Source organism: Streptomyces sp. NPDC048671, assembly GCF_055587045.1.
The window spans coordinates 406,614-432,562 of sequence record NZ_JBVJHB010000008.1 but is presented as its reverse complement, the minus strand read 5'-3'; the positions used below and the strand labels follow the sequence as shown (position 1 = coordinate 432,562).

Annotated in this window: 26 protein-coding genes and 1 pseudogene; 18 read left to right on the top strand and 9 right to left on the bottom strand. The window is 66.8% G+C overall.

Features of this window, described 5'->3' with window-relative positions; genetic code table 11:
• Nucleotides 1-345: 345 nt before the first annotated feature.
• The 3 genes from ACZ6S6_RS18915 to ACZ6S6_RS18905 form a co-directional block, all read right to left on the bottom strand.
• The gene (locus tag ACZ6S6_RS18915; protein WP_469706286.1) at nt 346-1,476 is read right to left on the bottom strand and encodes a tyrosine-type recombinase/integrase; all 1,131 of its coding nucleotides are present in this window, start codon (nt 1,474-1,476) and stop codon (nt 346-348) included.
• Nucleotides 1,476-1,694: a helix-turn-helix domain-containing protein gene (locus ACZ6S6_RS18910; protein ID WP_402141653.1), complete on the bottom strand. Its 219-nt coding sequence runs from the start codon at nt 1,692-1,694 to the stop codon at nt 1,476-1,478. The genes ACZ6S6_RS18915 and ACZ6S6_RS18910 overlap by 1 nt, the downstream gene beginning before the upstream one ends.
• Nucleotides 1,695-1,882: 188 nt before the next feature.
• Nucleotides 1,883-2,368 (bottom strand): helix-turn-helix domain-containing protein, encoded by a 486-nt coding sequence (locus ACZ6S6_RS18905; protein WP_469706285.1) that lies wholly within the window; start codon nt 2,366-2,368, stop codon nt 1,883-1,885.
• Nucleotides 2,369-2,676: 308 nt separating this feature from the next.
• Here ACZ6S6_RS18905 and ACZ6S6_RS18900 point away from each other — a divergent pair, with 308 nt between their 5' ends.
• From ACZ6S6_RS18900 to ACZ6S6_RS18885, 4 genes are all read left to right on the top strand, one after another.
• A complete protein-coding gene (locus tag ACZ6S6_RS18900; protein WP_469706298.1) occupies nt 2,677-3,903 on the top strand; it encodes a DUF3631 domain-containing protein in 1,227 nt (408 codons plus the stop codon).
• Between the two features lie 198 nt (nt 3,904-4,101).
• Entirely contained in the window at nt 4,102-4,851 is a 750-nt protein-coding gene (locus ACZ6S6_RS18895; protein WP_469706284.1) for a DUF2637 domain-containing protein, read from the top strand.
• Between the two features lie 222 nt (nt 4,852-5,073).
• The gene (gene mobC / locus ACZ6S6_RS18890) at nt 5,074-5,598 is read left to right on the top strand and encodes a plasmid mobilization relaxosome protein MobC (RefSeq protein WP_469706283.1); all 525 of its coding nucleotides are present in this window, start codon (nt 5,074-5,076) and stop codon (nt 5,596-5,598) included.
• Entirely contained in the window at nt 5,595-7,295 is a 1,701-nt protein-coding gene (locus ACZ6S6_RS18885; protein ID WP_469706282.1) for a relaxase/mobilization nuclease domain-containing protein, read from the top strand. The genes mobC and ACZ6S6_RS18885 overlap by 4 nt, the downstream gene beginning before the upstream one ends.
• Nucleotides 7,296-7,331: 36 nt before the next feature.
• Here the strand turns inward: ACZ6S6_RS18885 and ACZ6S6_RS18880 are convergent, their stop codons facing one another.
• Entirely contained in the window at nt 7,332-8,174 is an 843-nt protein-coding gene (locus ACZ6S6_RS18880) for an NAD(P)-dependent oxidoreductase (RefSeq protein WP_469706281.1), read from the bottom strand.
• Between the two features lie 297 nt (nt 8,175-8,471).
• Here ACZ6S6_RS18880 and ACZ6S6_RS18875 point away from each other — a divergent pair, with 297 nt between their 5' ends.
• From ACZ6S6_RS18875 to ACZ6S6_RS18845, 7 genes are all read left to right on the top strand, one after another.
• Nucleotides 8,472-9,701 carry a helix-turn-helix domain-containing protein gene (locus ACZ6S6_RS18875; protein ID WP_469706280.1) on the top strand — a complete coding sequence of 410 codons (1,230 nt, stop codon included), beginning with the start codon at nt 8,472-8,474 and terminating at the stop codon, nt 9,699-9,701.
• A gap of 55 nt (nt 9,702-9,756) precedes the next feature.
• Nucleotides 9,757-10,296, top strand: a complete 540-nt coding sequence (locus ACZ6S6_RS18870; RefSeq protein ID WP_469706279.1) for a hypothetical protein — start codon at nt 9,757-9,759, stop codon at nt 10,294-10,296.
• Between the two features lie 298 nt (nt 10,297-10,594).
• Nucleotides 10,595-11,815: an SIR2 family protein gene (locus ACZ6S6_RS18865; RefSeq protein ID WP_469706278.1), complete on the top strand. Its 1,221-nt coding sequence runs from the start codon at nt 10,595-10,597 to the stop codon at nt 11,813-11,815.
• 119 nt (nt 11,816-11,934) lie between these two features.
• Nucleotides 11,935-13,257, top strand: coding sequence for a UDP-glucose dehydrogenase family protein (locus tag ACZ6S6_RS18860; protein ID WP_469706277.1), 1,323 nt, complete (start codon nt 11,935-11,937; stop codon nt 13,255-13,257).
• A 26-nt stretch (nt 13,258-13,283) separates the two neighbouring features.
• Entirely contained in the window at nt 13,284-13,613 is a 330-nt protein-coding gene (locus tag ACZ6S6_RS18855) for a MazG-like family protein (RefSeq protein ID WP_469706276.1), read from the top strand.
• Between the two features lie 511 nt (nt 13,614-14,124).
• Entirely contained in the window at nt 14,125-14,715 is a 591-nt protein-coding gene (locus tag ACZ6S6_RS18850; RefSeq protein ID WP_469706275.1) for a DUF6932 family protein, read from the top strand.
• Nucleotides 14,712-15,707 carry a hypothetical protein gene (locus tag ACZ6S6_RS18845; RefSeq protein ID WP_469706274.1) on the top strand — a complete coding sequence of 332 codons (996 nt, stop codon included), beginning with the start codon at nt 14,712-14,714 and terminating at the stop codon, nt 15,705-15,707. The genes ACZ6S6_RS18850 and ACZ6S6_RS18845 overlap by 4 nt, the downstream gene beginning before the upstream one ends.
• Before the next feature lie 100 nt (nt 15,708-15,807).
• Here ACZ6S6_RS18845 and ACZ6S6_RS18840 read toward each other — a convergent pair whose 3' ends face one another.
• Nucleotides 15,808-16,692, bottom strand: coding sequence for a hypothetical protein (locus ACZ6S6_RS18840; RefSeq protein ID WP_469706273.1), 885 nt, complete (start codon nt 16,690-16,692; stop codon nt 15,808-15,810).
• A 783-nt stretch (nt 16,693-17,475) separates the two neighbouring features.
• Here ACZ6S6_RS18840 and ACZ6S6_RS18835 point away from each other — a divergent pair.
• The 3 genes from ACZ6S6_RS18835 to ACZ6S6_RS18825 are packed head-to-tail and all read left to right on the top strand — an operon-like array spanning nt 17,476 to nt 18,384.
• Nucleotides 17,476-17,670, top strand: a complete 195-nt coding sequence (locus ACZ6S6_RS18835; protein ID WP_024490776.1) for a type II toxin-antitoxin system Phd/YefM family antitoxin — start codon at nt 17,476-17,478, stop codon at nt 17,668-17,670.
• Between the two features lie 28 nt (nt 17,671-17,698).
• A complete protein-coding gene (locus ACZ6S6_RS18830) occupies nt 17,699-18,064 on the top strand; it encodes a hypothetical protein (RefSeq protein WP_018960871.1) in 366 nt (121 codons plus the stop codon).
• Entirely contained in the window at nt 18,061-18,384 is a 324-nt protein-coding gene (locus ACZ6S6_RS18825; RefSeq protein WP_469706272.1) for a hypothetical protein, read from the top strand. Before ACZ6S6_RS18830 ends, ACZ6S6_RS18825 begins: the two co-directional genes overlap by 4 nt.
• A 374-nt stretch (nt 18,385-18,758) precedes the next feature.
• Here ACZ6S6_RS18825 and ACZ6S6_RS18820 read toward each other — a convergent pair whose 3' ends face one another.
• The 3 genes from ACZ6S6_RS18820 to ACZ6S6_RS18810 form a co-directional block, all read right to left on the bottom strand.
• Nucleotides 18,759-18,986 carry an alpha/beta fold hydrolase gene (locus ACZ6S6_RS18820; RefSeq protein WP_469706271.1) on the bottom strand — a complete coding sequence of 76 codons (228 nt, stop codon included), beginning with the start codon at nt 18,984-18,986 and terminating at the stop codon, nt 18,759-18,761.
• Between the two features lie 649 nt (nt 18,987-19,635).
• Nucleotides 19,636-20,754 (bottom strand): fatty acid desaturase family protein, encoded by a 1,119-nt coding sequence (locus ACZ6S6_RS18815; protein ID WP_329306737.1) that lies wholly within the window; start codon nt 20,752-20,754, stop codon nt 19,636-19,638.
• Between the two features lie 7 nt (nt 20,755-20,761).
• Nucleotides 20,762-21,817: a ferredoxin reductase gene (locus ACZ6S6_RS18810; protein ID WP_469706270.1), complete on the bottom strand. Its 1,056-nt coding sequence runs from the start codon at nt 21,815-21,817 to the stop codon at nt 20,762-20,764.
• Nucleotides 21,818-21,902: 85 nt separating this feature from the next.
• On the opposite strand from ACZ6S6_RS18810, the gene ACZ6S6_RS18805 reads away from it, so the two are divergent.
• From ACZ6S6_RS18805 to ACZ6S6_RS18790, 4 genes are all read left to right on the top strand, one after another.
• Nucleotides 21,903-23,042, top strand: coding sequence for a PucR family transcriptional regulator (locus ACZ6S6_RS18805; RefSeq protein WP_123460220.1), 1,140 nt, complete (start codon nt 21,903-21,905; stop codon nt 23,040-23,042).
• Between the two features lie 258 nt (nt 23,043-23,300).
• Nucleotides 23,301-23,639 carry a thioredoxin family protein gene (locus ACZ6S6_RS18800; protein ID WP_363021229.1) on the top strand — a complete coding sequence of 113 codons (339 nt, stop codon included), beginning with the start codon at nt 23,301-23,303 and terminating at the stop codon, nt 23,637-23,639.
• A 919-nt stretch (nt 23,640-24,558) separates the two neighbouring features.
• The gene (locus tag ACZ6S6_RS18795; protein ID WP_362958476.1) at nt 24,559-24,807 is read left to right on the top strand and encodes a type II toxin-antitoxin system CcdA family antitoxin; all 249 of its coding nucleotides are present in this window, start codon (nt 24,559-24,561) and stop codon (nt 24,805-24,807) included.
• Complete coding sequence (locus ACZ6S6_RS18790) at nt 24,804-25,205, top strand: DNA-binding protein (protein WP_469706269.1); 402 nt, start codon at nt 24,804-24,806, stop codon at nt 25,203-25,205. Before ACZ6S6_RS18795 ends, ACZ6S6_RS18790 begins: the two co-directional genes overlap by 4 nt.
• Before the next feature lie 273 nt (nt 25,206-25,478).
• On the opposite strand, the pseudogene ACZ6S6_RS18785 reads toward ACZ6S6_RS18790, so the two are convergent.
• Nucleotides 25,479-25,842, bottom strand: a pseudogene (locus ACZ6S6_RS18785) (tyrosine-type recombinase/integrase); the annotation flags it as partial.
• Nucleotides 25,843-25,949 lie beyond the last annotated feature (107 nt).

Here is a 25,949-nt window from a genome sequence, read left to right as displayed (position 1 = left end):
TCGCTACGAACGCAAGGCCGACCACTTCCTGGCCTTCACCAGCATCGCCTGCACCCTCATCTGCTACCGCAGGCTCGCCAAATGAGATGACTTCTAAGTATTCGCTCACGGCGTCACCACCTCAGCCCCTGACTCACACCCCGAGTCGAACTGTTCGGACACCCATCCGGTAAGTAGCCTGCCCCAAGAGGCGGCGCCACCTGACGCGGCCAGCTACCTGAGTCTTCTGGCTGGCGCCGGCAAGTGGAACGCAGCTGTCCAGAGTGCTACCCCCGTGCGATCCACCGTGATGCTTCACCGGACCCCACCGCTGGTGAAGCATCACGCTCCCCGAAGACGCCTGGGCTACATGGCTGCTGCCTTCTCGCGGGCGGCGCAGACGCGCGTGTCGATGCTGCTGGCGATCTCCTGCTGACGTCCGTCGTCAGAATGCTGATAGATCAGCGCCGCCTTCTCCGAGGACTGGCCGGCGCGGACCATCGTGTCCTTGAGCGTGGCGCCGGACTGAGTGGACAGGGTGTGGCCGGTGTGCCGGAGGTCGTAGAAGCGGAAGCCCTCCGGCAGGCCGACCTCGGTCCGGGCCCTGCGCCACTTGCGGCCGAAGGTGGACCGGCGGAAGGGGGCGCCCCTCTCCCCGACGAACAGGAGCCCGTCGGGTTCCTTCTCGGCGTACCAATCGAGGTGACGCTTCACCTCGATGTACAGGAAGGCCGGGAGGAAGACGGTTCGCCTTCCGGCGGCCGACTTGGTGTCGCCCTCGACGCGACGGCCGCTGGTCAGCTCGGGCGCGGCGTCACGGACCTTGACCGCGAGAGGTTCGAGAGTGACGTCGGGGCGCCGGAGGGCGGCCTGTTCTTCCGGGCGCATGGGCCCGTAGGCGCCGAAGTAGACCATCAGCCGCCACCTCGGTCCCATGGCGTCAGCGAGCGCGTCGACCTGTTCGACAGTGGCCGTCGGGCGTTCCTTGGCGTTCTCGCTGCCGGCGCCCCTGATCCGGCAGGGGTTGCGGCGGATCAGCTCGTCGTCGGCCGCCGTCTCCATGATGGCCTTGAGTAGGCGGTAGGACTTGGCGACGGTCGTCGCACCGGTAGTCCCTAGCCGCTCGACCCGCCAGGTGCGCACGCCCGGCGGCGTGATGTCATCCAGGTTCACCGAGGCGAACGCGGGCAGCAGGTGCAGGCGCAGGAGCCTGCGGTACAGCTCCTCCGTGGTGGCGGAGAGCCCGCGCTCCTCGACCCACTTCATGGCGTACGTCTCGAAATTGATCGAGCCAGCATCGGGATCAACCCAGTGCTTGCGCTCGATGTCGGCCTGGGTGAGCGTGAGCCAGGTCTGGGCCTCGGTGCGCGTCTCGAAGGTCTCCGGGGCGGTGCGACGGCTGCCGTCCGGAGCCCAGTAGCGGATCTGCCACCGCCCCGACGGGAGCTGACGGACGGTGCCGAATTCACGTCGCCGCTGCGGCTTCCGGGCGGCCATCAGGCGGCCTTCCCGAAGCGGGAACGCGCGTCGCCGAGAGTCGGAACGGTGCGCTCCTCGATGTACGCGCCGATGGCGCTCTCGGGGATGCGTACGGGCTTGCCGAGCTTGACGTAGCGGATGCGGCGCTCCTGGATGAGTCGCCGGATGAAGCGCACGCCGGTGCCGAGGCGTTCGGCAGCCTGTTCCACGGTGAGGAGGGTGTCGGTAGTGGTCACCTCCCCCTGCGGTCGCGGGTGCTTAACGGGGGCGTGCGGTATCGCCGAAGGGCGCAAGTGAGTGCTCCGGTTCTGGCCGGCGGATGGGGCGGCAACCCCGGGCCTGGCCTCATGTCGTTCAGGGATGGGATGGGCAGGAAGGCCACAGCGAGGGTTTGCGTTCCCGCTGCGCCAGGTGGAGTGGGCCGCTATGAGTCCGAGGCGGGCCCGTACTCTTCGTTGCTCTTCATCAGTTCGGTGGCGATGGCGTTGGAGACCATCACGTCAGCCTCTTCGCGGATGTCCGGGTGGTCGGCGAGATAGGCGTCGAGCTGGTCGCGGGCCTTGCGTGCCTCGTGGTTAGCACGGTTGGAGGCTCTGTAGGCGGCGACGACGTTGTCGATCAGCTCCATGGCACGGCCCATGGTCGCCAGGCTGGGCGGCCCGACGAAGTTGCTGAGCGGGATGCCGAAGATCTCGGCGAAGCCGATGGCCTCATCGAGGTTGATCCGGCGCTTGCGGTTCTCGATGCGCCAGACTGCAGACGGGTTCATGTCGAAGCCGACGTCGTTCATGCGGTCGGACAGCGTGGTGGTGCTCCAGCCGCGTTTCTCGCGCTCCAGTTTGACCCGCACAGCGGCGTTCTCCTCGCCGCTGAGGAGCACGCCCTCAAGGCTTTCCTCGTCATCCGGCATCGCTCCCTCCTCCCGTTCGCTGCGTGTACCGCCGGTTGTGCGGCATGGAACAAGATTAGCATCCGTTCTGCGGATCGCATAGCTCTATGCGATCCGCATAGTCCGTGGTACTGTAAAGCCCCCCAGCAGACCGCACCGATCCGCTGAGGCATGCCTTCAACCAGCCCCGACATACAAAAAGCCCCCCGGTGACCCAACACCGAGGGGCTCAGAGCGCAAACCTCATGCCGCCCATCCCTGAACGACTGACCTGCGAGGCCGGGATTGCCGTCCCATTGGCCCGCAAGCGGAGGAGCTACATGTCCAGTATGGACGATCCCGCCCAGGGCACGCCATCCCTTCCGAACACCGCCGCCGTATGGCCGCCGGTGGCCATACCCGGCCGCCCCGCCGAGCCCGTACCGCCGCCCGCAGAGGAGCCCGAACCCGCTCCGGCGTCCGAGGGCGAGGCGGTGCTCGCGGAGCTGCGGGAGCAGATTCGCCGCTACGTCGTACTGCCGAGCGGGGAGGCTTTCACAGCTGTGACCCTGTGGGTTGCGGCTACGCACTTGCAGACGGCGTGGCAGCACGCTCCGCGACTGGCCGTCGTGGGGCCGGCGAAGCGGTGCGGCAAGTCGCGGCTGCTGGACGTGATCACCGAGAGCGTTCACGATCCCTTGATCACGGTCAACGCGTCGGCCGCCGCGGTGTTCCGGTCGATCACCGCCACACCGCCCACCCTGCTGGTCGACGAGGCCGACACTCTCTTCGGCTCCGCGAAGGTCGCGGAGAAGAACGAGGAGATGCGCGGCCTGCTCAACGCGGGGCACCAGCGCAACCGCCCCACCCTGCGGGTTTCCGGACCCAACCACGAGGTCTCGAAGTTCCCCACGTTCGCCATGGCGGCCCTCGCCGGCATTGGCGACCTGCCGGACACGATCATGGACCGGTCGATCGTGATCCGGATGCGGCGCCGCAGGCCGGGCGAGAAGGTGGCGGAGTTCCGTACTTTCCGTGACACCCCGCCCCTCCACGCGCTGCGTGACCGGCTCGTCGCCTGGCTGACTCCCCTGCACACCGAGGCGATGGAGCTGACACCGGCCATGCCGGTCGAAGACCGGGCGGCCGACACATGGCAGCCGCTGGTGAGCGTTGCCGACCTCGCCGGCGGAGCATGGCCGGGCCTTGCCCGCACCGCCTGCCAGATCATGGCCAAGCACGAAGCCGAGCACGACCAGGACCGCAGCAGCCTGGGCATTCGCCTGCTGGCCGACATCCGCCGCGCCTTCACCACTGAAGGCAACCCGCCGGCGCTCCGCACCAGCCGACTCCTCGACATCCTCAACCAGGACGACGAGACGCCCTGGGCGGAGTACACCGCCAACGGCCTGACCCCTCGGGGCCTGCAACTCCTACTGAGGGAGTACGGCATCAGCTCGGCCACCCGCCGTTTCCACGGCAACGTCCAGGCCAAGGGCTTCACCCGCGTGCAGTTCACCGATTCCTGGGCCCGCTACTGCCCCGAGCCCACGCCCGAAACGACGACCAGGGCCTGACCCGGCACGACCCGTCGCGACTCGTCTCCGCGCAGGTCAGCGCGGTGACGAGTCGAGGTCCGGTGACGAGTCGACTCGTCATCACCGCCGCACTCGTACCGGTCCTGACCAGGCACGCGACGAGTCGCGACGGGTTGTCCCCGCCCTCAGGGCCACCTCAGCCACACCCCGCACCCTGCACTTCTGGAGTGTTTCCCTTTGTCCTCCCCCACCATCGCCGCAGCGCCATCCGCCCCACTGCCGCTGGCTACCGCGATCCGCACGGGTGTGTCGCTGCTGGCCGTGGCCGCCTTCGCACTGTCCTACGACGCGCTGCGTCAGATGGCCGCCGCCAGCCACATCCACCCGGCGCTCACCTACGCCTTCCCGCTCGTCATCGACGGGTTCATCGCCATCGGGATCGGCGCCCTGCTCGTCCTGCGGACCGCGCCTCTTTCCGCCCGCCTCTACGTCTCCGCCTTGGTCGGCGTCGCCACCGCCACAAGCATCTGGGCCAACGTCCTGCACGCCGTCCGCCTCAACCAGCAGACCCGCCACACCAGCCTCGCCCTCGACAACATCACCGTCGGAGTCATCTCCGCCATCGCCCCACTCGCCCTGGCCGGAGCCGTCCACTTCTACCTCCTCGTCGCCCGTCGCCCCACGGCCGCCGACCGCCACGAACCCGCCGCGGAACACACGATCGGCGAGCTCGCGCCGCCAGACGCCACGGACACCGATGTGCCGCAGCAGCCCGGTAAGCCGGGAGGCAAACAGTCAAGCGTTTCCCTGGAGCAGGCCGTGGCCATCGGCCGCACGGCTCCCCTCGGGCGAGCTGGCCGAGCCTCCCGGCGCAACATCGAGAAGGCCGTCAGGGACCAGGGTTTCGGGATTTCCCGGAGCCGCCTGGACGAGGTCAAGGACCTGCTGCAGGCCGAACTCGACGCCGTCACCACAAGCACCGGCTGAACCCCGCACCCACGTCACCCCAGCCCGTTCCTCCCGTGAATCAGCACGGGAGGAACGGGCCCTCTCCCTCCACCACCGCTTGCAGGAGCCCCCATGCACGGCCTCGACCCCGAACCCTCATCAGCGCAGCAACAGATGACCGCCACCCCGGCATCAGGCGGAGCAAGGTATGGCGTTGGACCGTCCACAGGCCGGTCCAACGCAGATGCATCCGCCCCAGGGGTGGCGGAGGAGCCCGGGCGCCAGGGGGCACCCGACCGGAACAAGCCCGTCGACACCGCCACCCGTACCGTGCTGCCTCAGCGTGCCGCCGAAGCCGCCGCACTGCACCGACTCTCCCGCCGCCGTCAGCGCAAAGAGACCCAGCGCAAAGAACGCGTCGACGTCCGCTACAGCACCGACGAGAAGACAGCGATCCTCGCCGTGGCCCGGTCGCTGAACATCGCCGCCGCCCACTACGTCGGCGCCGTCGTCATGGCCCACATCCACGGAGACCTCGCACTGCCCGGCCAGCGCACACAGCTCGACGACTACATCGACGAACTCACCGCCCTCCGAGGCGAGGTCGCCAAGATCGGCCACAACATCAACCAGATCGCCAAGAAGCTCAACTCCGGCGACCGCCCACACCCTGGGGACACCGCACTCCTCGACCATGCAGAGCGCGTCCTCGGCACGGCCGGCACCGCCGTCCGCCACATCGCAGCAGCCACCACCCAGGCCGCCGCCACAAAGGGGCCACGGTGATCGCGAAAATCAGCAGCGGCAAGAGCACCGCCGGCCTCATCCGTTACCTCTACGGCCCCGGCCGGGCCAACGAGCACACCGACCCGCACCTCGTCGCCTCCTGGGACGGCTTCGCACCCGACCCCGGCCGCACCGACGACACCGCCGCCACGAAGAAGCTCCTCGTGGCCGACCTCGACCTACGCGTCCAGCAGGCCAGGCGACTCCGCCGGGCCCCGAAGCAGCACGTGTGGCACTGCTCCGTCCGCGCCGCACCCGGCGACCGCACCCTCGACGACGCCGAATGGGCGGACATCGCCCGCCGTGTCGTCACAGCGACCGGCATCGCACCGACAGACGATCCGGACGGCTGCCGATGGGTCGCCGTCCGGCATGCCGACGACCACATCCACATCGCCGCCACCAAAATCCGAGGCGACCTGCGCACCGCACGCCACTGGAACGACTACCTCACCGCCGACCGCGAACTCGCAGCCAGCGAGAAGGAATACGGCCTCTTCCAAGTCGTACGCGGAGACCGCACCGCCGCGAAACGGCCCACCCGCGCCGAGCAGGAGAAGGCCTACCGGACCGGCCACGACAAGCCCGCCCGCGTACGCCTGCGCACCCTTGTCCGCACAGCAGCGGCTGCCGCCACCAACACCGAGGAGTTCCTCGCTCTACTCACCCGCACCAACGGCGTCCTCGTCGAGGTCCTGCACTTTCCCTCCGGAGAACCACGCGGCTACAAAGTCGCCCTGGAAGACGACACGAACACCGAAGGGGAACCGGTGTGGTTCTCCGACTCCACGCTGTCACCGGACCTCTCCCTCCCCAAGATCCAGAGCCGTCTCGCCGCAGCCGACGTCCCGGCCGGCAATCCCAACGGGCATCTCCAGCCGCACTCGTGGCACCAAGCCACCGCAGCCACAGAACGCATCCCCCACCACCTCGACCAACCCGACGCCGAAGCCTCCCAGGCCCACCTGGCCGCCCTCGGCGAAGCACTCGACGCCGTATCCCTCACCGCACCGCCCGACATCCGCGCCGAACTCCGTGCGGCAGCCTCCGCCTTCGAACGGGCAACCCGTTCACGTATCCACGCCGAACACAACCACGCCCGTGCCCTGCGCGGGGCAGTGAAATCTATGCTCCGCGAGCCATCACCCAAGGACGGAGCTCTCCTGGCGATGTTCCTCGATGCCGCGCTCCTGGCCGTCATCGCCGCCGCCCGCTGGCACGACCAACGACAGCACACCCAGCAGACCGCAGCCGCCCACCAGACTCTGCTCCACCTCCAGGCCGCCTACGAGCGAACCTCATCCGGGCACCTGCTTGCCGCCGGCCAGCGTCGACCGCCTCAGAAGGTCGCGGTCCGGTACGCCCAGCTCATCCGCCAGACTGCCCCCGCACACGCCGACGAAATCCTCGCCGACCCCGCCACCGATGCGCTGACCACCGCATTGGCCGCCGCGGAGACCGCAGGCCACGATCCCGGCCGGCTATTGCAGCAGGCAGCAGACGAACGCGCCCTCGACGACGCCCGCTCCCCAGCACGCACACTGGCCTGGCGCGTACAACGGCTCTCACAGAGGCCCGCTCCAAGCCGGCAAGCTCAGGCGGCACAGGCACGTAGCACCGTCCTACGCCCCGTAGCTCTCCCGCAGCCTGCGACACCGGCCGCACCCACCGCTACCTCTCGGCCTCGGCGTAGGTGATCAGCCCTGGGCAGGCACTCTCAGCGGGAGCAGGGGTCAAGCGGTTCTTCCCGACCGGAGCTGAGAGAGGACCTGCGCGACCGGCAAGTCGTACTGGTCCTTGTCCTGCTCCCAGAACGAAAGGGCCCGAGCCGTGGCCTCGGCCATGTCCGCGGGCAGGTCGGCCGCCCGGAGGGTATCGGCGACCTCTTCCATCTCGGGCGCCCAGCGCCAGGCCCTGGCAGCCACGCTCGGCAGGTATCCCGGATCGGAGAGGATCGCAGAGAACATGATCTCGGCTTCAGCCGTGAGCTGGTCGCCGACGCCATGAGCGTGTGCGAGCGCGTGGGAGACCCCTGCGAGAGTACGAGCGGCCTTCTGGTAACTGGCGAAGGCCATCTTCAGGGCGGAAGCGGAACCGATGGCCTCGCCTGCCCGGAGCACATCCAGCGAGGAGTTCGCGAACAGAGGCTCCACCAGGTCGACGGCGGGGCCGGCCCCAGCGAGATAGAGCCGTGCCGTACGCCCTTCACCTGGCGGCGGACCGAAGACGGCACCATCGACGACCTCAAATCCGGGACGGATGTCGTCGGCGATGCGCCGCACGCGCTGGGGACTGATGGCATTGACATCGACGTACACCCCCGCGAAGGCGTGCACAGCCACGGCCGCTGCCACGTCCTCCGCCGCCTGCGGTGGGCAGACCGAGAGAACGACCGCGCTACGGGACAGCGCTTCCGCGAGCGAGTCGCAAGGTGTGGCGCGGGCCTCCCTCGCGCGGCGCCACGTGTTCTCGCTGCGCTCCTTGGGTACCCACAGCACCTCATGGCCGCTGGCGACTAACTCCGCGATGACCGCCGCGCCCATCGATCCCGGGTGCAAGACGGTCACGACGGTCACTGGCTGCCTCCGGTGAAATGCGACGTGGTGTGTTCCTTATCAACATGATCCGCTGTCGTGGAGCAGTAACGGCGGAGGACTGGGCACCTGGCTCGGACCGGCCGGTCGCCGATAGGGCAAAAGTCCCCCTGCCTCGTGTTGGCCCTTCATGGCGAAGCGGGTAACACGGCTGTTGCAGCCCTGCCCCGGCCGCTCGTCTCACGCGCAAGCCGCGTCATGGGTACCGTGCTGGAGACGAACTCTGTACGGACAGACCGGCGATCGCGCCGGATCGTCCGGCGGCCGGGAGGTGTCCTGATGCTGGAGGAAGCCGAGGAGATCGGCAAGCGCGTTCGCAGGGCGAGGCTGCGGTTGGGCATACCGCAGGCCGACCTGGCGACAGCCCTGGGGAAGTCGCAGGGCTGGGTGTCGAAGATGGAACGTGGCCTGATCGAGCTGGACCGGGTCGGGCTGCTCAACCAGGTGGCCGCGGAACTGCACATCCATCCGAACGACCTGATCGGACGCCCGTACAGCAGCTCCCCCGACAACAACCAGTGGCAGGTCGCCGCCTCGTCGATCCTGCGCGAGCTGCGTCGCTACGACCTCGTCCCCGTCTTCGACGGGGCCCCGCGGCCCGCATCACAGCTGTGGAGTGAGGTGACCCGGCTTCACCGCCTGCGGGACACCGCTTCCAACGTGGCGATTCTCCGGGTTCTCCCAGACCTGTTCCGCGAGGCGCGCGCCCTGGCGGAGGAGTCGGAGGGGCACGAGCGGGAGGAGGCGTACGCCATCTACGCCGTGTGCTGCAAGTTCGCGCACACCGCCGCCCACTCCCTCGGACACCCCGAACTGGTCGCTATGGCCTGCGAGCGCGCCGCCTGGTCAGCCAGGTTGTCGGGAGATCCGGTGCTGCCTGCCGTCGCCGACTGGATGAGAGTCTGGGACATGTGGGCGACGGCTGACTGGGCCGACGCTCTGGCACTCTCGGACAAGGCGATCACCTCGGTGGAGCAGGAGTACGACCGTGGCGAGCAGCTGGCCGTGCGGGCCTGGGGCACGCTGCAGCTGCGGGCCGCGGTCTCTGCCGCCCGAGCCGGCCGCGCCTCGGAGGCCGAGGACCGGATCCGACACGCGAAGGCTGCTGCCGAGCGCATGGACGCGTATGTCGGGGCACCGGTGTACGACCGGCATTCGCTGACGTTCTCCGCCGGGAACGTGCAGATCCACGCGATCAGCGTGGCCCTGGAAATGGGTAAGCAGGGCAAGGCGCTGGAGATAAACCGCCGTACCAGCCCGGAACTGGTGGGAACGCTACCCAACTCCCGTCAGGGTCACCACCACATGGATGTCGCGCGAGCCTGGCTGTGGGACGGAAACCGGACCAAGGCCCTGGCTGAGCTGGAAACCGCCGAGCGGATCGCGCCCCAGCTCGTACGGAACCACCCCATCGCCCGTTCGACGCTTCGCAGCATCGTCTACGCGGAACGAGCAGCCACGCGGGAGAAGCTGCGGCGCATGTCCGACCGCTTCCACCTCGACGGATAGGGGTCGTATTCCTCCGGCTCATATTCGAGGGTTGTCCTGACCCTAACTTCAGGGCATGACGCCACGACGTTCTCCCCACCTCCCTTCCCAGGGAGCCGGGTTAGGTATCGCAACTCCCTTCGTTCCCCGGCTCGGCGACCTCGCCACCGACAGCGCCCGCGAGGGCCGTGTGGGAGTCGTGGTCGCCCTCCCTGGTGAGGGCGCCGCCACGACCTACCACCTGCGCCCGCCCGGGGGCGGGACCCAGTGGTCCGCGCCCGCCGACGGGACGACGCTCAGGCCCGTGCCGGTGGAGGCCACCCACGCCACGCTGCTGGCCGGCCGGGACGCGGTCTACGACCCGAGGGCCCGGCAAGGGTCGGTTCCCGTCGAGTTCCACTTCGATGACGGCTCGACCCTCGACGGCGCGCTCATCCTCACCTCTGCCGAGCTGGAGCGGTTGTACGCGCAGACCAGCCGCCTCCTCGACGCCCACGAACGCACCCTCGGCGGCACCTCGCGACCGTGGCTCGGCGCCGCCATGCTCGAAACGCCGCGTCCAGAACCGCACGGTCCGGCCAAGGAGGCCGAATCGCGCTCACGTTCCTGGCCGTAGCAGGCCTGGTCGGCCCGGCCTGGGCACTGCGTGAGCACGCCGGCCCGCTCCTCGAAGGCGCTGGCCACCGGCCCTCCGCCGCCGCACCGGACGCAAACCTGCCCTCTGACCGCTGAGGCCGCTCCCGGAACCAAGATCGTCTGCCTGCGCTCGGCCGCCGGGTCCCCCAACGCTGTTCTCTCGTCGAGCGGCGCTGAAGAACCGTCGCTCTCAGCGCGGCTTCGGCCGCCCGGAGCGGGACTGCCTGCACCCCGTCAGCCATCTGGAACATCCACGCGTGATTCTCCAGGGAGGGATCATGGACATCCCGTACGTCGTCATCGACCAGCTCGTACCCGACCAACAACAGGTCTGGAACACGTACTTCGGCAACGCCGATCGCCCCCGGTACATCGAGGAAGGTATCTGGCGCCGCACCCAGGAGAAGGCCACCGCCGGCCAGTCCGGCTGGGCGGCCTCCGACGATGCCCGGCGACGGATCATCCACTACCGCTACCGGTACGGCTTGGTGCCCACGACGGCTGCGCCGGCCATCGGCTTGACCGACCTGTACCTCTATCACTCCGCATCCGCCCCGGCCGACGAGATCGACGCACACCACGACGCCCTGGGGGATTCACTCGCCACGGGCGGCTGGAAGGAAGCCCCCGGTGGATTCCTATGGACACGGCGGGACCTGAAGTGCCGGATCACCGAGCACGACGTCCACCCCCAGGACGCCGCTGCGGGCCGCACCCTCCCAGCCGGCTATCGGAGCCTGGACGTACAGATCGCCTCTGTGTCCTACGCGCCGCCGCCCGCTGTCCGGCAACTGCCGTGGAACGTGCTCTCCACCGGAATCCGGTTCAAAGACCGCCCCGGCAGGCCGACCCGCGTGCCGGACCTATCCGTCCTCGCGGACCTGCGACCGTTCCAGGTGGAGATCGGATGCGGTACGTCGGTCGAAGCGGGCATCCCGCCCCTGCACCGGCTCCACGAGATCTACCGGGTCACCGACCGCCAAGGCCACGAACCGCGGGAGCACCGCTTCACCCTCTCCCCGACAGCGGACACACTCCTCCATGAGGTGCTGACGGAGCCGGAGGAAAAGACTGCGGAGTTCGTGGAGATGTTCCGTGCCTGCTTCCTGGCCGAGCCGACCCCGGCCATGCGGGCGCTGAAGGAACTGAAGGACGCTGGGCACCTCGTCGGTCCGGTCATCACCAACAACTTCGACGTGCTCGCCGCGCGCGCCGGGCTCGACGAGTGCTTCATGCGCCGCTACGACCAGGCCGTACCCGACGTCGAGTGGGTCGGTGGCGCCAAGGCCCTCCTCGTCGTCGGCCTGCACGCCGACCGACGCAAGGTCCAGGCCCGCGCCCGCGCTCGCGGCATGCAGGTTGTCTATCTGGACCCGGAGGGCTTCTGGCACGACGGCCAGTTCATGCCGTACCCGCTGGAGGGGCCGCAGGACGGCGATCTGGTGTGCCGGGCAACCGCCGCTGAGGCGTTGCCCGCACTCGTCAATCTCCTGAAGTAGCACGCTGGTTGATTCACCTGCACGAAGAGGGCCGCGCCGGGTGGTGGCGCTAGCGTGACGCACCCGGCTGGCCCGGATTCCCCGGGCCGGCGAGAGGCAAGGAAAGGAGCGTCGACCCCATGCGCGTATCCGTCATCGGCTGTGGTCACCTGGGTATCCCCCACGCCGCTGCCATGGCCGAGATCGGCCACGAGGTCATCGGCGTAGACCTGGACCAGGCGAAGATCGACCGCCTCAACGCCGGCGAGTGCCCCATCTACGAGGAGGGCCTCCCGGAACTCCTCGCCACCCACACCGCATCCGGGCGACTGCGGTTCACCACCAGCCTCGCCGAAGCCGCCGAGTTCGCCGACGTCCACTTCCTCGCCGTGGGCACGCCCATCGACGCGGACGGACGGAGCTACGACACCGGCCAGGTCTTCGGCGCCGCCCGCGCCCTCGCCCCGCACCTGACCCGCCCGACCGTGATCATCGGTAAGTCCACGGTCACCGTCGGCACCTCACGCGACCTCGGCGCTCTCCTCGCGCGTCTCTCCCCGGCCGGTGAGGACGTGGAGGTCGTCTGGAACCCGGAGTTCCTCCGCGAGGGCCACGCCATCGACGACACCCTGCGACCGGACCGGATCGTCGTCGGCGTCCCCTCGGCCCGCGCGGAGGACGCCGTTCGCCAGGTTTACGCGCCTCTCCTGGCGAACGGGATCCCGCTGTTCGTCACCGACCCCGTCACCGCCGAACTCATCAAGGGCGCCGCCAACGCCTACCTCGGCATGAAGATCTCCTTCAGCAACGGCGTCGCCGACATGTGTAACGCCACCGGAGCCGACGTCCAACAGCTCACCGAGGCCATCGGCCTCGACCCCCGTATCGGCCGCGGCGGCCTCAACGCCGGCCCCGGCTACGGCGGCGGCTGCCTCCCGAAGGACGTACGCGCCTTCACAGCCTCCGCCCGCACCCTCGGCGCCACCGAAGCAGCAACCCTTCTACGAGCCGCCGAGGAGGTCAACGAATCGCGCCCCACCGCCGCACTGAAGCTCATCGAGCAGACTCTCGGCCGATCCGTCGACGGCGTACGCATCACCGTCTGGGGCGCCTCCTTCAAGGCCGGAACCGACGACGTCCGCGAATCCCCGGCCCTGGCGATCGCCGCCCTCATGCACCAGCGCGGCGCGACCGTCACCGTCCACGACCCACACGCCGTGCCCACGGCACTGCGCCGCCACCCCGAACTCGACTACTGCGAAGACCTCGAAGGCTCCCTCGCGGCAGCCGAACTGATCGTCCTGGCCACCGAATGGCCTCACTTCCGCGAGGCCGACCCCAAGGCACTCGCCCCACTGGTCGCGGACCAAGTCCTCGTCGACCTCCGCAACCTCATCGACGCCGACGCCTGGCGCATGGCCGGATGGACCGTGCGCCAGCTCGGACGACCCGCACAGGAATAGCCGAAACCATCGATCGGAGGTCCGACGTGGACACCCTGTGGGACAACATCGAGAAGCTCTCCGCCGTCTGCCGAGCGGCCGGCGCCCATCTCCCCGACGAGGAACTCAAAGCCCTCCAGATCGGCAAGGTCGCCGAGGAAGCCGGCGAGGCCATGCACGCCCTCCACGGCCTGAAGGGCCTTACCACCTGCGGCGACGACCACACCTGGTCCGACGTCCAGAACGACCTGGTCGGCGCCGTCATCGCGGCCCTCCTGGCCATGCACTACATCGACCCCATCAGCGCCCGCGCCACCTTCGACGAAGTTCTCCACCACCGGACACGGAGGGGCCGCGAGGCCGCCACATCTGCCTGACAATCTCCGAATCCGCTGTCGGCCGCACTCACCAGGTGCGTCCGACAGCTGTGTGCGAGCACGAACCACGCCAAGCACCTGGCTCCAGCACCAAAAGAGCTCTGCGGCTTCATCAATGCACCCGGCTGCGCTCCCTCCTGCCTCCGGCCGGCTCGGCCCTGCCGTCGCCGACGCGAGCCCACAGCGGATAGGCCCGGAGGGCATGAGACGAGAACTAAGCCCGCGGCTTCACAACGACGCCTCGGCGGGGACCCTCAGACTCCGGAACGGACGGGGCACCGTCCGCGCGTGCCGGCCGGAGCGAGGCGAGCGTCGCGAGGACCCCATTGAAGTGGCAGGAGGTCGTTGTCCTCCAGTGGCCTGTAGCGCAAATGAGCTCTGCAGATGTACGGCACTGCGATCAGCTTTTCTCTGCAACGGGCACGCGCCCTGCCTTCATGGAGATCGGGATCTATCCGATGTCTGTGCCGTCGTGTAGCGTCCGGGAACCGGTCGAAGATGGGGGGAGCCGGTGATCGACTTTATAGATCACACAAACGGGCAAGATCATTTTCTCGCGCCTGGCAGGTACCAGTTGGACGCGGACGAGACGAGGGCCCTGCTCGTCGACAGCGAGCGCTTTGAGGCCTCGACGACTCGCCAACAGATCTGGAGCGGATTCGAGCTGTACATGGCCCGTTTCTTCCGTCTGGACGAGCACTTTAGTGAGACGCTGAAGGGCGAATCGCTTGTGCACTGTGTGTGGCTTGGCGGCAGCTTCGTTAGCTCGCGAATCAACCCTCGAAACGCCGACCTAACGGTTTTCATCAACGACACTGCTGCCCAAGCGATTAAGGGGAAACCTCGGTCGGGCTGGATGTCCAAGGCGTTCACGCGGGTACACACTGAAAGGGAGTACCTGCTCTCTGCTCTCGAGGTGCGCTATCACCCTATCCGCTCAGTCTTTGACCTCGATGTACTTGAGCACCAGCAACTCGAGTATCTGCGCCAGCGCGGCGCTTGGGATGACTGGTGGCAGCGCTGCAGGCCTGCCGGCCAGAAGGATGCACCTACTCTGGACAGTGCCGTTCCTAAGCGGGGCTACTTGGAGGTGACTCTATGACTGCGAGTTGGCGGCAACGCATGCTGAACAGTCATCGCGCCGACCTGGACGAGTGGCTGGAGCATGAGGACCCCAGCGAACGGGACGAGGATACGGTCGATTCGGAGCGTAGGGCCGAGTGGCTGTCCTCTGTGCGCGAGTGGGATCCGACGGCACGCCTTCGCGACGAGCTGACTATCCGACTAACCGGTGATGAGGCGGGCAAGGGCGGTCTGAGGTTCTCCGTCGGTAACGCCCTCCTTAAGCCTCTCCAGGACGGCGTTACAGCATCCACAGACGAGGACGTCGAGCTGGAGCTAGTAGGTATCTCGTCCGGCAGTACCGTCCTTCACGTGCGCCCAACGATGCGCAAAACGCATATCGAAGAAGATCTGTCAGGTGGCGGAGAGCCGCTAGGTGAGAATGTCACCGAAGTGACAGAACAAGCCATCGGCGTACTATTCGATGCGGTTAAGACGGTCGAAGCCAGAGAGGACGTTTCCGAGTGGACTCCCATGCTATCGAGTCTCTCTAAGCTGGTGAGCGCGCTCGATAGGTTCGACCTGTCAGTACAACTTCGGTGGTTTTCAGGCGATGGTTCTGTTCACAGTTCGAATCTTTCCGAATCCGGAAAACAATACGTTCGCGAACTGCGAAAGACTCACGCAGAGGCATTCACCCGTGTACAGCGCACTATTTCAGGGCGCGTAACTGAACTTAAACTTGCGGGCGTGGCCGTTATCAAACCACCCGCCAGTCCAGCTGTGTCGGTGAAGTTTGAGCCTGGCCAGATCACTGAAGTCACATGGAGCTTGGGCGACGAGGTGCACTTGATGGTCGAAGAGCGCCGCCGCCTCACCCGCAATGGCGGGCGGACTGTGACTGAATATCTCTTCCAACAGACTTACCGGGAGACTAATGAGGGCGACTTGGAGCCTTTCAACTCCCCTGACGCGGTTCCGATGGACATGCCGCTCCGCATTCGTCGTGCAATCGATGCAGATGATCAATAGATTGCTGGGGAATGCCTCAATGTGGGCCGCCAAACAACCTACTGGCGGCCCACATTCGCTCGTTAGCGTTAGCGCGCCCTTTCGGGGCAGCCGAATACCTTCACTGTTGCGGTGGTCCGGAATTGCTTCCGAAAATTCCCAGGGTTTCCAGTTTTTCCATCGCCTTACCGCGGAAGACGATTACGGCCGACACGACAATTGACGCTCCAATTGCCACCGGCTGCAGGCTTTCAGCCAATCCCAACAGACTGAGGAAGAACATTGATGCCCCGGACAGCACGAGAACCAGCACTGCCCCAAGGGCAAGACGAGTTGTTTCCCTCTCAGAAACATTGATTTGCTGTATTAGTTCTTCATCCAGAAGCGTCCTGTACCGACGGTCTGCCAGCCGCGTTGACATTTCCACCAGCGTTAAACCAAGAACCCTAATGTCCTGATCAGGCGCCTCCCCCAGACGCTCTTCAGCTTCTTTCAGGAAGAGCGAGACTCTCTGCACATGCCGACGCACAACACGTTTCCTGCCACGCCGACCCCCCTTAGGCCCAGCTTCCAGGCGGGCCAAGGAGCGCAAAGAACGGCGGAGAGCGACTATCGCTTCCACCGCTTCATGCAGTTTAGTGACACGTCGCTCTCCTGTTTTCCCGATCGGTGCAGAAATCGCAATAATTGCCAGAGAACACACGCGAACAACAGATGCATTTCGGTTCAGAACAATGACCCTACGACCGGGGAACTTGATTCCGGGATAACCAAAGGCCACCCTGAACGCAACAACCGTGGGGCCGAATGCAACCAATGTGTAGTAGGTTACCAATAGCACGAAACTAAGGGAGAGTCGAAGTAGTTGCGTGATCAAATCCCCTGAATTTTCGGAGTGCTCAGCCACCGAAGCCGCCGCACCGAAAAGAACCTCGGAAGTCTGCCTTAACGAGCCTTTTTGATCATCCAGAATAAAAATAAATGGTGCCAGCCACCAAACTCCCATGACAAAACCACACAGCTGACTTATAGCGCCCGCTCTACGTGCTGTCCGATCGTTTACGCGAAGCGCCAATCGCACTCTTAGCGGAATTGGGTATCCTGGACAGAGGCGTTCGATACTTTCGGTCAGCTGGGAGATTTCGTCACCAGCGGCTCGTCTGCGCCGACGTGCGCGAAGAGCCTGAACCCGGGCCAACATGCAGCGATCATGCCACCGAACCGCCTGGATAGCCGCAGGGTTCGCCGTATTGGCTGTCGTCATTGACGGGGCAAGGCTGCCGGATGGCGCGTACCTGGAAGAGGGGTTCCTGCCCGCCGTTCACCCGCAGCGACTTCCAAATTGGCTTCCAATGTGTTCAAATGGGATGAATTACTCCAGTGCGCGCGCTATGACGACTGGGTGGTGACTTCTGGGACCGTCTCGACCAGCTCCATGAGGCGAAGCCGCACCCATGCCCCATCCGTGCCCAGCAGAGCGGACAACAGCGGTCAGATGCGGTTCCCACGGACCATGGCCACGGAAGCCTCGCCACATGAAAGCGCAGGTCAGGCTCGCTTCGGCGGCCCAAGAACCGCTGATTCCCAAGCTCAGAGCGCGAGTTCGATTCTCGTCACCCGCTCCATGAAAAAGCCCCAGGCCAGCGGCCGGGGCTTTGTTGTTGTTCAAGCCCGATCGAGAGTGCCCTGTGTGCCCGTTATGCCCCCAACACGTCCGTCGGCCCCTTCGGGTCGCCAGCGCCTCTCAAGCGCATATGTCAACTATGATAGTTGTTATATGCTTCAGCGTATGGAGACGAAGACCTACACAACCATCGACTTGCGCAAGGGGATGGGCGAGATCCTGGATCGGACCCGGATCGCCGGCGAGGCCGCCGCCATCACCCGCAAGGGGAAGACGGTCGCCTACCTGGTGCCGGCCGAGTGGTTCGAGCAGATGGCCCGCGGGCGCCAGCCACACGAGGACCGACACGAGGCGGCCTGACCCACCCCCACACCAAGGAGCACGAACCATGCCCGCCCACGCACTCCACTTCGATGGGTACGAGGGGGAACCCCTTCGGTTGCCGCCCATGCCCGAACACACGCCTCAAGCACTTCGGTTGGCGATTCAGGAGCACACTCCGCACCTCCTCCCGGACTTTGAGGCGCACTGGAAGCGCGTCATCGGCGACGCCTTCAACATCACGCCCGTGCCCGCCTTCATGCGCCTGTGGTGGACGCAGTACGCCATCGCGCGGAATCCCGTCCTCGACTCGCACCTTCGCGACCTCGAAGCCCGCGCCGCCAAGTCCGAGGACCCCGAGGAGTCCCTCCGACTCCTGGAGGAGTACAGCCGCCTCCGGCACGAAGCCGCTGAGAGGAAGCCCGGGGAGTGATCGACGAACCACTCCGGCCGCCTTGGCAAATAGACTGGACGAAGCAGGCGCAGCACGACTTCCAGAACATGCCCGCCGAAGGCAGTGACCTGATCATGAGTGCTCGTGCGGAACTGATCACGGCCGAAGACCCGTACTTCCGGGGGATCGACGCCGATGCCTCGCTCCCGCACTGGATGACCGTCCGACCTCTGGCCTCCACAAGCCCCGGCGGCCCCCACATCGTGGACCTGGCCGGCGGACGCGGCTGGCTCATCTACACCTTCATGCGGCGCCACGCCGATCCCCAGATCGTCGTCACCGAAGCCTTCTGGGCCTGACGTCTACGCCACCGGAGCGTCTGCAGCACAGGTGGCTCCCGTTCCAATTTCCGTCACCCGCTCCAGCACAGAACCTCAGACTGATGCCCCACAGTCGACGTGCCCCATCCGTGCCCAGCAGAGCGGACAACAGTGGTCAGATAGGGCTCCCAGAGACCGGGAGCCATCCACCTGCCCAATCCGAAATCGCAGGTCAGAGCCCCTGCAACAACCTAAGAACCGTTGATTCCCAAGCTCAGAGCGCGAGTTCGATTCTCGTCACCCGCTCCACGAAAGAGCCCCAGGCCAGCCGCCCGGGGCTTTCTTGTTGGCCCGGAGCGGAATCCGGATGTCGCCGACTGGCTTCGGTCAGCCAGGCCGGGGTGTACATCAGCTCAAAATGGGTCGTGCCGCGTCGCCCCGCCCTCGTGCTGTACCAGCGACCTACTCACGGCATTGTCGCGTCCGATGCCGTGCGGTCCACCGGGTGACGTGCAGCCGATCCCTAGGGCGCGCACCCGGTGCGGGTGGCGGGCTGCGAGTTGCTGGGCCAGGCGTCCGCCCATGGACGTGCCGTAGACGTCGGCCCCGTCGATACCGAGGTAGTCAAGCACCGCGACCACGTCCAGGGCGAAGAGCTCGGTGCCGTAGGGCTTGTGGGGCTTCTCGATCTCCCCCTGTCGCGGAGATCGAGGGTGAGGGTGCTGCGAGCCACGGGCCGCGTGGAAGTCGTCGCGTACCCCGTCCCGTCAATGGTGGTTGTTCGCCTGGCCCGCCGGCAGCACCAGCGGTGTCCCCTCGCACTGGACCTGGTAGGCGATCCGGACCCCGTCAGGCGTCGTCATGTGCGGCATTCGACTTCTTCCTTCTCACAGGCCGGATTCAGCACGCGTCACGGCGCCGAGAGCGTCCGGCCGGCCCTTTGCCGATCGGGGCCACCCATCATTCGAATCGGCAGGCACTGTGTCATCAGAGCGTTCACCGCGGTGCTTCACTTCTCCGTGCCGTTTGCGGAGCAATCGAGGAGCGACCCGGCGGTGCAGCCGTACAGAGTGCTGCTCCACCCGGTCTTCCTGAAGTCATAGTCCACCTCGTCGCCCTTCTCACCTGGCGTGGCTTGTCGTGGAAGCCGGAGAGAAGCTCCCACTCAGTTGCTGTCCGGCGTGCGCTCACCAAGCTGTGGGACCCGGGCAGCGGGGAAACTCCACTGGCCGAGTAGGCCGTCGTGTCGCAGCAGTGACGTCATCAAGGGCTTGAGGTGCGGCCGGGGAGTCAGGCGGCGATGAGGTCCTGCTCACGGTCCGGCGTTCCGACCTTGGGCTGCTTGTTCGGCAGCGCGAGCCGGAAGACCTTGTGCCACGCGGAGAACACCTGCTTGGGCAGCGGGCCGGTGATGTACTCCAGCTCGTACTTCTCGAACAGCGCGCGCACCTTCACCGCGACCTCGGCGTACCGGTTGCTCGGCAGGTCCGGGAACAGGTGGTGCTCGATCTGGTGCGACAGGTTGCCGGTCATGAAGTGCATGGCCTTGCTGCCGCTGATGTTCGCCGAGCCCATCATCTGGCGCAGGTACCACTGGCCGCGTGTCTCGCCCGTGATCGACTGGCGTTCGAAGACCTGTACGCCCTCGGGGAAGTGCCCGCACATGATCACTGAGTGGGTCCAGATGTTGCGGACCAGGTTCGCGGTGAACGTGGCGCCGAGTGTGGTGAGGAATGAGGGGCCCGACAGCAACGGGTGGATCACGTAGTCCTTGAGCACCTGCTTGCGGATCTTACGGCCCACGGCCTTGGCCCGCGCGCGGAACTCCGGGTTCTTGCGGCGGCGCTTGGTGAGGTTCTTGCCGAGCTCCAGGTCGTACGCTGCGATGCCGTACTCGAAGAAACAGGCGTTGAGGAAGTTCCACAGCGGCTGGCCGAGGTGGAAGGGGTGCCACTTCTGGTCCTCGTCGACGCGCATGATGCCGTAGCCGAGGTCGTTGTCCTTGCCGATCACGTTGGTGTACGTGTGGTGCAGCTCGTTGTGCGAGTGCTTCCACTGATCGGACGGCGAGACGTGATCCCACTCCCAGGTGGTGGAGTGGATCTTCGGGTCTCGCATCCAGTCCCACTGGCCGTGCAGGACGTTGTGGCCGATCTCCATGTTGTCCATGATCTTCGCCACGGACAGCCCGGCGGTGCCGAGCACCCACGCGGGCGGGAAGATCGAGAACAGCAGCACACCCCTGCTGACCAGTTCGAGCTTGCGCTGTACCGAGATGACCTTACGGATGTAGGCGGCGTCCTTCTCACCGCGGCCGGCGATCACCTCGTCGCGGATCGCGTCCAGCTCGCGGCCCAGCTCCTCGATCTGCTCCGCGGTCAGGTGGGCGGTGGGGTCGATGGCGGTCAAGGTGTTCCTACCGTTCGATGTCGCAGGGGCCCGCCGCGGCGGACACGCAGGTCTGGATGAGGACGCCCGGCTCGGCCTCGGTGATCTCGCCGGTGCGCAGGTCGCGGACAGCGCCGGCCTTGAGCGGCGTGACGCAGCCGAAGCAGATGCCCATACGGCACCCGGAGGGCATGAGCACGCCGGCCTCCTCGCCGATGTCGAGCAACGGCGTGGCGCCGTCCGCGTCGATGGTCTTGCCGGTGGCGCTGAACGTGACCTCGCCGCCGTCGCCGACGACGACGATGCCGGGGCGGAACCGTTCGGTGTGCAGGCGTTCTTGGACGCCCTCTTCGGTCCAGTGCTCTTCGGCGGCGTCGAGCAGACCTGCGGGCCCGCAGGCCCAGGTCTCGCGCTGGACCCAGTCGGGCACGAGTTCTTGGAGACGGGCGATGTCGAGCTTGCCGTCCGTGTCGGTGTGCACCTCGGTGAGCCGAAGCTTCTTGTCCGCGACCAGACTGTGCAGTTCCTTGCGGAAGATCACGTCCTGAGGCTGTGGCGCGCAGTGGACCATGACGACGTCGTCGAGTTCGATGTCGCGCAGCATGCCCATCACGGGCGTGATGCCGCTGCCGGCCGTCAGGTAGAGCACCTTGGCGGGCTTGGCCTGCGGCAGGACGAAGTCACCGGTCGGCTGGTCGAGCTGGATCAGCGTGCCCGGTTTCGCCCTGCGGACCAGGTGGTTGCTGACCTTTCCGTCCGGGATCGCCTTCACGGTGATCGTTACACGGCCGTCCCGGCGGTTTGTCGGCGAGGTGATGGAGTAGGCACGCCACAAGCGCACTCCGTCGACGTCGACTCCAATCCTCACGTACTGGCCGGCTGTGTGGCCGCGCCAGCCCCGCCCCGGCCTGATCACGACAGTCGCGGCGTTATCGGTCTCGGAGTGCACGGCCTCGATGCGCCCACACAGGTCAGCGCCCGCACGCAGCGGGCTGACCAGGTCGAGGTAGTCCGACGGCAGCAGCGGCGTCGTGACCATCTCCAGCAGTTTCCACGCCCTACTGCGGAGGGCTCCACTCGTCATGACTCCAGCTTGCTGCGCCTCTAGGCGTAAAGTCCTGACCACAGGACGTAAATCTGGTCGACTGAATTGTTCGCAGGGAACAAAAATGAGCTATGCAATCCGGAGGGCCAGCGAACTGAGCCTGGATGAGACGACGGTCACCGCCCTTCGGGCCGCACTGAAGACCACCGCCGACGAAGTCGTCCAGGCGATCATCGACGAGGTTCCTCCCTACGCCCATGCCTTGTCGGGCCGCATGGGCGCCACCATCCGCAGAGCCGTCCGCACCGCCCTGGCGCACTACCTGGACCTTGCGAGCGGGAACGCCACAGGCGGCGACGCCGGGGACGCCGCCTACGAGCTGGGCCGCGGCGAGGTGCGCGACGGCCGTTCGATGGACGCCCTGCTCAGCGCCTACCGCGTCGGCGCCCGGGTCGCCTGGCGATGTCTGGCAGCGGGTGCCGTACCCGCAGGTCTGCCCGCCGCCGAGGTCGCAAAGTTCGCCGAGCTGACCTTCGCCTACATCGACGAGCTCTCCGCCGCGAGCGCCGCGGGCCACGCCGACGAACTGGCCGCCCGGGGCAGAGCCCACGAGCGCCACCTGGAACACCTGGCCCGCGACCTCCTCGCCGGCGCGAGCCCGGACGTGCTGCTGGCCTCCGGCCAACGGGCCAGGTGGCAGCCCCCGGTTTCGCTGACCGCCGTCCTGCTGCCCGCCGCCCAGGCCCGGCCTGCCTACCGGACACTCGACCCGAGCACCCTCGTCCTCGACGATTTGCCGGATGCCACCGGTGTGCTCCTCGTCCCCGATGCCGACCGATCACGTCTCCTACGGCAGCTGACCGACCGCGCCGCCGTGGTCGGCCCGGCCCGGCCATGGACCCACGCGTCCGCCTCGTACGCACGAGCCCTACGCGCACGCTCCCTTTCCTCTGACATTCGCGACACCGAGGACCACCTGCCCGACCTGGTGCTCAGCGCCGACGAGGACGCGTTCGCGGACCTGCGCGCCCGAGCCCTCGCACCGTTGCAGACCTTGCCTGCCGCAACCGCACGACGGCTGGAGGAGACGTTGCGAGCGTGGCTGCTGCACCAGGGCAGGCGGGACGAGGTCGCGGCGGCATTGTTCGTCCATCCCCAGACGGTTCGATACCGGATGTCGCAACTGCGGGAGCTGTTTCCCGATCTCGCATCACCACACCGGGTCCTTGAACTGACGCTGGCGGTCGGTCTCCGGGTCCGCTGACGCGTCACCCGTCTACCGCCGCGTCCGCGAGCGTCCAGAAATCGTGCTCGTTCCCGGTGCCAAGCCGCTATGACCCTGGAAAACGGCTTTCCGGTCGTCGCGACAAGGGGCCGGGCCGCTCGTCCCAGGGACCACCGCCGTCCTGCGGTGGCCCGTATCTCCCTCCCGGCAGCCGGCCGGACGACCGGCCGGGGCCGACCTGGCACACCGCGCGAGGGATGATGGGATGGAGTACGAAACGTGAGGTCAGGAGCTCCCATGACAAAGCTGGTTCACCGACCTCGTGAGGACGCGGAGTTCGATTTCGTCCTCGGGAGAAGCAAGGTTCCGGTCCTCGCATACTTCACCGGGGCATGGCCCAAGGCAATCGAGCCTTGTCGGGTGATGGATTTCGTCGTGGGCGACATCGCCGCCGCCTACACGGGCCGCCTGACGGTCGTCCGCACCGACATCACGCGTTGCCCGGCGGCAACCGAGCGATACGGGATCACCGGAGCCCCGTCCTGCCTCCTGCTGAAGGAGGGAGCGGCGGTGGCGCACGGCACGGGGCCTATGACCATCGACGAGGTACGGAAGTTCCTGGACGGTCACCTCTGAGCGGCCGCTGCGGCGCCCGGACCGCCGCTTCTCGTCGCGTTCGAAACGGACGCGGGCGGTTGGCAGCCCATCGCCCGCCTTACCACCGCAGGGCGGTTCGAGACCGTGCGCGAGACCGTGCTCAGGTACTGGCGGGACAATGCGGCCCCCGGTCAGAGCTTCGCTTCGTGGGTGCGGCCTCCGATGTAACCCCCGAGACCGCCAGGCACGGTCTCCTCGTCCAGCGCCGCATGCAGACCGGCGGGTCGGCCCGGCGCCGGTTCCGCCGGTCATCGGGTTGGGCGGGTGGTGGCGAGTTCGGAGGCGCATTCAGGGCCAGTATCCGCTGTACGGCCGATCTTCGACCCCGTTGCCCGAGTCTCTGGGGCAGGACTCGACATCGAATTCGAATTCGTCGTGGCGGCGCTCCGCGATCTGCTCCCGAGAACCCTCTTCACGACGTCCACCCCTACATCTACATCCCGTCTGGAGACTGTCACGGACGCGGCCGTCGCGGAGGTCTCGCTGGAGGACTGCCCAACTCGGCCGTTGAAGCCTTTGGCCGCCGCCTCCACTCGTGCCCCATCCGTGCCCAGCAGAACGGGCACCAGCGGTCAGGTACGGTGCATCGAGGCCGCCCCGACCCTGTGCGTCTCGGCCAACCGTGCAGGTCAAAGCAGGAACGACCGCTCAAGAACCGTTGATTCCCAAGCTCAGAGCGCGAGTTCGATTCTCGTCACCCGCTCTTTGATTAAGGCCCTGGTCAATGACTGGAGCCTTTTGCTTGACGTCCAGCGGCACCGACCCGGAGCCTCACTCGCTACGGACGGCCGGAGAGCGACCGACCCCATGTCTCCACCCGGAGCATGCGACCGCCGGCGTCAAGGCTGGGGTCCTGAGACCCGAGCCAGCATGTGCATACTCCAGTATGCTTTGACTTATGTCCTCAACGACTCGCATCACCGTCACGCTCCCCAGCGACCAGGTGGCGGAGCTCCGCAAGCTCACTGACAACGTCTCCGGCTATGTAGCGGAGGCTGTGGCCCGCCAGATCAGGCACCAGCTTCTGGGCGACGACCTCCGCCGCCACGAGGAAGAACACGGACACTTCAGCGACGAGGAACTCGCCGAGGCCCGTTCGAAGATCTTCGGTGCCATCGGCTCCTCCAAGGACGCGGACGCCGCGTGAGCGAGCGCATCGAAACCGTCGTCCTGGACTCGGAAGGACTCTCCGCCTGGATCGCGCAGGACCGCAAGCTCCTCGCCATGCTGCAGGTCTTCCACGACATGGGGGCCGACCTCGTGATCGGGGCCAACACCATCGTGGAAGTCACCCACTCCCGCACCAACATGCCTCGCCTCAACTGGGCCCTGTCCCGTGTCAAGGTGGAGCCCGTCACCGAGCAGGCGGCGAAAACGGCGGCTGAGCTCCTCAAAGGCGCCGGGCTGCACGGGCACAAGTACGCCATCGACGCGACCGTCGCCGAGGTCGCGCTCCGCCAGCCGAAACCCGTCGCCCTGCTGACCTCCGACAGCGACGACATGACCAAGCTCTGCGGCAAGCAAGTCCGCATCATTCCCCTCTGACCAGCCGACCCGCCCGGAGCGCGCACTTCGGCGGGTTCCGTCCGTCGCACTGTCAGCCCTCGTGCCCCATCCGTGTCCAGCAGAGCGGACAGCAGCGGTCAGATACGGCTCCCAGAGACCGGGAGCCATCCACCTGCCCGTTCCGAAATCGCAGGTCAGAGCCCCTCCAACAACGTAAGAACCGTTGATTCCCAAGCTCAGGGCGCGAGTTCGATTCTCGTCACCCGCTCCATGAAAAAGCCCCAGGCCAACGGTCGGGGGCTTCTTTGCTGTCTAGACCGCGCCAGGCGTTCCGTGCCCGTTGCGTCCCGATTGCACTTCGACCTGCTCAGCACTCTCCCTCAGCCGTGCGGCGCGTACGTGCGCATCGATGCCGCCGGCCACTTCCTTCTGCCGCTCGCTGTCGGAGTGCTGATACTTCATGGCCGCCTCTCCGAGGACTGGCCGGCTCGCACCATCGTGTCCTTGAGCGTGGCCCACGACCGAGTCGAGAGGGTGTGCCCAGTGTGACGAGCTCGTAGAAGCGGAAGTTGTCAGGCAAGCCGACTTCGGCACGGTCCTTTCGCCATTAGCGGCCGAAGGTGGACCGGCGGAATGGCTTGCCGCGCGTCCAGCCCTGTCCGGGGCCGTCTGGACCTCGGGCACGGCCAGCTCCGCAGCAGGTGCAGGATGGCCTGCGTCCGCCCCCGGCCGACTGGTGGTCTCGGCGGCCGAACCCCCTTGCCCCTTCGGTGTTAGCGTCGT